Genomic DNA, 6,864 nt, shown 5'->3' with positions numbered 1-6,864 from the left:
CGAGGACGCCCACACCATGACCGCGGTCAAGCGGTACGCGCAGGTGGGCGGCGAGCGGGTCGACATCGGCCTGGTCGGCGACATCGTCGACATCGAGGCGGGCGCGGTGAAGGCGCTGATCGGCGACGGCCGGATCCCGGTCGTCTCGCCGATCGCGCGCGGCGCCGACGGCCACGTCTACAACGTCAACGCGGACACCGCGGCCGCCGCGCTGGCGGTCACGCTCGGCGCCGACCTGCTGGTGGTGCTCACCGACGTCGAGGGCCTCTACCGCGACTGGCCGGCCTCCGGCGAGGTGATCGAGCGGCTCGCCGCCGCCGAACTCGAGGCGCTGCTGCCCGGCCTGGCCGGCGGCATGCTCCCCAAGATGGAGGGCTGCCTGCGGGCCGTGCGCTCGGGGGTGGGCGCCGCGCGGGTGCTGGACGGCCGGGTGCGGCACGGCCTGCTGCGGGCCTTCACCGGCTCCGGCACCGAGATCGTCCCGGACGGCGTGCGGCAGCCGGTCGGGGCGGGGACGGCACCGTCCGGCGCCCCGGACTGACGGTCCGACAAGTGTGCTGGTCACGGCGGTACGGGCGGCGGGCCGCGAACTTGACACCCGCGCCCGAGTAAGAGAAGTTAGGCAAGCCTTACCTAATGATCGGGCGAGGCGGGCCGGGTCCACGGACTCCACCGGAACGGTGCGGGCGAGACTCCGTCAGCAGGCAGTCAACGGAAGGACGAGCATGTCGGGATCGCGCGAGATCGGCGCACGGACCGGGAGCGACAGCACCGACGACCTGGTCGGAATAGGCTTCGGCCCCTCCAACCTCGCCCTGGCCATCGCGATCGCCGACCACAACCGTCGCGACCCGGACCGGCCCCTGCGGGCCGGCTTCCTGGAGCAGCAGGCGGCCTTCGGCTGGCACCGCGGCATGCTGCTGGAGGGGGCGACCATGCAGGTCTCCTTCCTCAAGGACCTGGTCACCATGCGCGACCCCAGCAGCCCGTTCTCCTTCCTGGTCTACCTCCAGCAGCGCGGCCGGCTGGCGGACTTCATCAACCAGAAGTCCTTCTTCCCGACCCGGATCGAGTTCCACGACTACTTCGAGTGGTGCGCGGCCGAGTTCGCCGCCGAGGTCGCCTACGGGCGGCGCGCCACCGAGATCCGCCCGGTGGTGGCCGACGGCCGCATCGAGGCCGTCGACGTGGTCTCCCGCGCCACCGAGGGCCCCGCCGCCGAGCAGGTCCGCCGCACCCGCAACCTGGCGGTCGGCACCGGCCTGACGCCGCGTCTGCCGGAGGGCGTCGAGCTCGGCGAGCGCGTCTGGCACACCCGCGACCTGCTGTTCAAGGCCCCCGCGCTGATGGAGCGCCGGAACCGACGGTTCACCGTGGTCGGCGCCGGCCAGTCGGCCGCCGAGGCCGTCGAGTACCTGCACCGCACCTTCCCGGACGCCGAGGTCTGCGCCGTCTTCTCCCGCTACGGCTACAGCCCGGCGGACGACAGCCCCTTCGCCAACCGGATCTTCGACCCGTCCGCCGTCGACCACTTCTTCGACGCCCCCGAGCCGGTCAAGCGCGACCTGCTCGACTACCACGGCAACACCAACTACTCGGTGGTGGACGGCGACCTGATCGAGCAGCTGTACCGCACCGTCTACCAGGAGAAGGTCCAGGGCCACGAGCGCCTGCGGATCCTCAACACCACCCGCCTCACCGGTGTGCAGCACGGCCCCGACGGCGCCCGCGCGATGATCCGCTCGCTCACCACCGGCGAGGAGTTCGCCCTCGACTCCGACGCCGTGGTGCTCGCCACCGGCTACCGCCCGGTCGACCCCCGCCCGCTGCTCGGCGAGTTCGCCCGGCACTGCCTCACCGACGGGCAGGGCCGGCTCCGGGTCGACCGCGACCACCGGATCCTGACGGCCGACCACGTCGACGTCGGCATCTACCTCCAGGGCGGCACCGAGCACACCCACGGCATCACCTCCTCGCTGCTGTCCACCCTGGCCGTGCGCTCCGGCGAGATCTGCGACTCGCTGCTGCTGCGCCGCACCGCCGCCGAGCTGCGCGGCGACCTCGGCGCCCAGGTCGGCGCCGGCGCGGTCTGAGCCCCGCTCACCCCGCCGCCCCGACCGCCCGCCCGACGAACGGACACCACGATGACCTCCGCCCCGACCGGCCTCGACCCCGACAGCCTGCGCGCCGACCTCGCCGACCTGCTCGACGATCCCGCCGAGGAGATCGGCGACGACGACGACCTGCGCGACCTCGGCCTGGACTCGATCCGGCTGATGAGCCTGGTCACGCTCTGGCGCTCGCGCGGCGCCCGGGTCGAGTTCGCCGACCTGGCCGAGACCACGCCGACGGTGCGCGCCTGGTCCGCGTACCTCACCCGCCCCGCCTCCGCCTGACCCCGCCCGGCCCCCCGGCACCTGCTGGCGCGCCGCCCCGGGCCCGTCGGGCCGGCGCGCCCCGCACGACCCCCTCACTAGGAGAACCATGAAGACCCCCGCGCTGCTCATGACCTCGGCCGCCCACCGCCGCAGACTCGCCGCCGCCGGCGCCGCCGCTGCGATGTTCGCCCTGGCCGCCTGCTCCTCCACGGGCGGTGACAGCAAGGACGCGGCGCCGGCGGGCAGCGGCGCCCCCTCGGCCGCGGCGGCGGGCCCCAAGGTCATCGAGGCCACCAACGGCAAGGTCACCGTCCCGGCCGGGGTCAAGCGGATCGTCTCCGTCTCCTACGCCACCGGCGCGCTGCTCGACCTCGGCGTGCAGCCGGTCGGCACCAGCACCATCGACGAGAGCAACCCGATGGAGCTGCTGCCCGCGCAGAAGGAGGCCGCCGCCAAGATCGAGCCGATCGGCTCCGGCATCGAGATCAACATCGAGAAGGTCGCCTCGCTCAAGCCCGACCTGATCGTGGTCGAGGGCGCCACCGCGTTCGACTGGGGCATCAAGAAGCTCGAAGGCATCGCCCCCACCCTCTACTTCGGCGTGGACCACCCGGTCGACCTGTACAACGCGCAGGAGAAGATCGCCACCGCCGTCGGCAAGGACGCCGAGTTCGCCAAGCTCAAGTCGGACTACGCGGCCAAGGCCGCGAAGATCAAGACGGACTACGCGGCCAAGCTCAACAGCCTGAAGTGGACCATCGCCTCGTCCTACGGCGGCGGCGAGTACCTGATCGACACCAGCAGCTCCTGGGTCGGCCGGGTGCTGACCGACGTCGGCGCGCAGTTCTCCGACGCGGCCAAGGACGGCACCGAGCACGAGGTCACGCTCTCCACCGAGAAGCTCGACGCGCTCGGCGACGCCGACATCATCCTGGTCCCCAGGACGGCCGCCACCGGCGAGGTCCCCGCGGACACCAAGGACCTGGAGAAGCAGCCCGCCTGGCAGCAGCTCAAGGCCGTCAAGGCCAACAAGGTCGTCCCGGTGACCTACGCCACCACCGACCGCTACGGCACCTCGATCGACCTGCTCAACCAGATCGAGACCATCCTCAAGGCCCAGTAACGGCCCCGGGTCCCGGGCCGCACGGCCCACGGTCCGGGCGGCCGCCCCCTCACCGGGCGGCCGCCCGGACCCGCGAAGCCCGTCACGCAGCACACAGCACACCCAGCAGTCCCGGCCGCGGCGGCCGGAGCCGCACAGACCCCGGGAAGGTCGAACGATGCCAGAGGCGCTCACCCACACCACGGACGCCGAGGACCTTGTCGGGCTGGAACTGACGGCCGCCCAGGCCGGCGTGCTGTCCGCCCAGCGGATCGACCCGGACAACCCTGTCTACAACGTCGGCCAGTACGTCGAACTGGACGGCCCGCTGGACACCGAGGCGCTCCAGGAAGCCCTGCGCCGCACCCTCGCGGAGGCGGCCGGCCTGCACGTGCGGCTGGTCGAGCGCGACGGCCGCACCCGCCAGGTGCCCACCGGCTTCGACCCGACGGCCTGGCGGCTGCCCCGGCTGGACACCCGCGGCGCCGCCGACCCGGTGGCCGCCGCCGTCGACCTGGTCCGCGCCCAACTGGCCCAGCCGGTCGCCCTCGACGACCCGGCCGGCGCCCCGCTGACCGGCGCCCTGCTGGTCCGCACCGGCGAGCAGCGGCACCTGTGGTTCCAGTGGTTCCACCACCTGGTGATCGACGGCTACGGCGTCGCCCTGTTCAGCCGCCGGGTCGCCGAGCTCTACACCGCGCTGGCCGGCGGCGCCGAACCCGCCCCGAGCCCGTTCGAGCCGGTCGCCCGGCTGGTCGAGGCCGAGCAGGCCCACCTGGACTCCGACCGGGCCGCCGAAGCCCGCGCCCACTGGAACGCCCGCTACGCCGACCGCCCCACCGTGGTCGGCCTCACCGAGCGGACCGCCCAGGCGGGCCCCGCCGCGCTGCGCCACCGCATCGAGCTGACCGCCGCACGGTCCGCCGCCGTCCTGGCCACCGCCAAGGCCGCCCGGACCACCTGGGCCGAGGCGTCGGCGGCCGCGCTCGCCGTCTACCTGCACCGGATGACCGGCACCCGGGACGCAGTCCTCGGCATGCACTTCATGGCCCGCACCGGCCCCGGCACCCTCCGGGTCCCCGGCATGGCGGTCAACATCCTGCCGGTCCGGCTGCCCGTCAGCGGCACCGACACCTTCCACCAGCTGCTGCGCCGCGCCGCCGGCGAGCTCAAGGACGCCCGCCGCCACCAGCTGCACCGCGGCGAGGAGCTCCGCCGCGACCTCGGCCTGGTCGGCGGCGACGAGCGGCTGTACGGCCCGCTGCTCAACCTCAAGCCCTTCGACCTCGACCTGGACTTCGGCGGCACCGCGGGCCGCCTGGTCAACCTCGCCTCCGGCCCGGTCGAGGACCTTCAGCTGTCCGTCTCCCTCGGCCCCGACGGGACGCTGACCCTGGAGTTCGACGCCAACCCGGAGCTGTACACCGCCGCCGAGCTGGCCGCCCACGCCGAGCGCTGCACCGCCCTGCTGGCCCGGCTCGCCGCCGAGCCCGAACGGCCCCTCGCCCAGCTGGAGTTGCTGTCCGACGCCGAGCTGGCCGCGCTCACCGGCTGGCACGCCACCGGGCACCCGGTGTCCGGGCGGACGGTGGTGGAGCTGTTCGCCGAGCAGGCCCGGCTGGTGCCGGACGCCGTCGCCGTGGTGGCCGGCGGGCAGCGCCTGACCTACCGCCGGCTGGACGACCGGGCCGGCCGACTGGCCACCCTGCTCGCCGCCCGCGGCGTCACCTCCGAGTCCTTCGTCGCCCTCGCCCTGCCCCGCACCGCCGACCTGGTGGTCGCGATGCTCGCCGTGCTGCGCTGCGGCGGCGCCTACCTGCCGCTGGACCTCGACTACCCGGCCGACCGGCTGGCGTTCATGCTGGACGACGCCCGTCCGGTCTGCACCCTCACCCTCACGGACTCCGCCCACGCGGTGCCGGACGAGCACGGACCGCTGGTGCTCGACGCCCCGGCCACCCTCGCCGAACTCGCCGCCGCCACCGCGCTGCCGGCCGGCCCGGTCGACCCGCACACCCCCGCGTACGTCATCCACACCTCCGGCTCCACCGGCCGCCCCAAGGGCGTCGTGGTGCCGCACGGCGCGCTCGCCAACTTCCTGGAGATGATGCGCGAGGAGCTGGCCCTCGGCGTCGGCGACAGCCTGGTCGCCGTCACCACCGTCTCCTTCGACATCGCCGAACTGGAGATCCACGTCCCGCTGGTGAGCGGCGCCGCCGTGGTGCTCGCCGACCGCGACACGGTCCGCGACCCGGCCGCGCTGGCCGCCCTGATCGACACCCACCGGCCCAAGGCCGTCCAGGCCACCCCCACCCTGTGGCACGTCCTGCTGGAGGACGGCACGGCCGGCAGCCTGCCCGGGGTGCACGCCCTGGTCGGCGGCGAGGCCCTGCCCGCCGAACTCGCCGAGCGGCTGACCCGTGCCACCCGCCGCGTCACCAACGTCTACGGCCCGACCGAGGCCACCGTCTGGGCCACCTCCGCCGAACTCGCCGCCGCCCACCGCGGCGTCCCCGACATCGGCGTCCCGTTCTGGAACACCCGCGCCCACGTCCTGGACGGCGCGCTGCGCCCGGTGCCGCCCGGCGTCCCCGGCGAGCTCTACCTGGCCGGCGACCAGGTGGTACGCGGCTACCTGCGGCAGCCCGGCCTGACCGCCGCCCGCTTCGTCGCCGACCCGCACGGCCCGGCCGGCACCCGGATGTACCGCACCGGCGACCTGGTGCGCCGTGCCGCCGACGGCCGGATCCACTTCCTCAGCCGGGTCGACGACCAGGTCAAACTGCGCGGCTTCCGGATCGAACTCGGCGAGGTCGAGGCCGCGTTGACCGCACAGCCGGGCGTCTCCCGGGCGGTCGCCCTGGTCCGCGAGGACACCCCGGGACGACGGCAGCTGGTCGGCTACGTGACCGGCACCGCCGACGCCGCCGCGCTGCGCCCGGCCGTCGCGGGCCTGCTGCCCGAGTACATGGTGCCCGCCGTCGTGGTCGCCCTGGAGACCTTCCCGCTCACCGCCAACGGCAAGATCGACCGCCGGGCGCTGCCCGCCCCCGAGCAGACCGCCGGGCCGGCCGGACGCGCCCCCGGCACCGAGGCCGAACGGGTCCTGGCCGACCTGGTCCGCGAGATCCTCGGCCTCGCCGGGATCGGCGTCGACGACAACTTCTTCTCCCTCGGCGGCGACTCCGTCTCCGCCATCCAGCTCGGCAGCCGCGCCCGCAAGGCCGGCTACGCGATCACCCCCCGGGTGGTCTTCGAGCACCGCACCGTCGCGCGGATCGCCGCCGTCGCCGAGACCGCGCGCACCGCCCCCACCGCCACCGGCCCCGACGCCGCCGGCCCGCTGCCCGCCACCGCGGCCGGCGAGTGGCTGCGCGAGCGCGG

General features: G+C 74.6%; 4 protein-coding genes and 1 pseudogene. All 5 read left to right on the top strand.

Going from position 1 to position 6,864, the window contains the following annotated elements; translation table 11 throughout:
- Nucleotides 1-541, top strand: a pseudogene (locus AA75_RS32095) (acetylglutamate kinase); the annotation flags it as partial.
- Nucleotides 542-725: 184 nt separating this feature from the next.
- Nucleotides 726-2,093: a lysine N(6)-hydroxylase/L-ornithine N(5)-oxygenase family protein gene (locus AA75_RS32090; protein WP_051813870.1), complete on the top strand. Its 1,368-nt coding sequence runs from the start codon at nucleotides 726-728 to the stop codon at nucleotides 2,091-2,093.
- 51 nt (nucleotides 2,094-2,144) lie between these two features.
- Nucleotides 2,145-2,396, top strand: a complete 252-nt coding sequence (locus AA75_RS32085; RefSeq protein ID WP_033823855.1) for a phosphopantetheine-binding protein — start codon at nucleotides 2,145-2,147, stop codon at nucleotides 2,394-2,396.
- Between the two features lie 88 nt (nucleotides 2,397-2,484).
- On the top strand, nucleotides 2,485-3,501 hold the full coding sequence (locus tag AA75_RS32080) for an ABC transporter substrate-binding protein (RefSeq protein WP_033823854.1): 1,017 nt from the start codon (nucleotides 2,485-2,487) through the stop codon (nucleotides 3,499-3,501).
- Nucleotides 3,502-3,658: 157 nt separating this feature from the next.
- A partial coding sequence (locus AA75_RS32075) for a non-ribosomal peptide synthetase (protein WP_033823853.1) occupies nucleotides 3,659-6,864 on the top strand: 3,206 nt, incomplete at its 3' end.

It is taken from the genome of Kitasatospora sp. MBT63, from assembly GCF_000710465.2.
GTDB lineage: Bacteria > Actinomycetota > Actinomycetes > Streptomycetales > Streptomycetaceae > Kitasatospora.
This window is presented reverse-complemented; position numbering and strand designations above follow the sequence as displayed.

Excerpts from the sequence above, each read along its gene's own strand:
- AA75_RS32090 (WP_051813870.1), top strand. The coding sequence starts at position 726 with ATGTCGGGATCGCGCGAGATCGGCGCACGGACCGGGAGCGACAGCACC.
- AA75_RS32085 (WP_033823855.1), top strand. The coding sequence starts at position 2,145 with ATGACCTCCGCCCCGACCGGCCTCGACCCCGACAGCCTGCGCGCCGAC.
- AA75_RS32080 (WP_033823854.1), top strand. The coding sequence starts at position 2,485 with ATGAAGACCCCCGCGCTGCTCATGACCTCGGCCGCCCACCGCCGCAGA.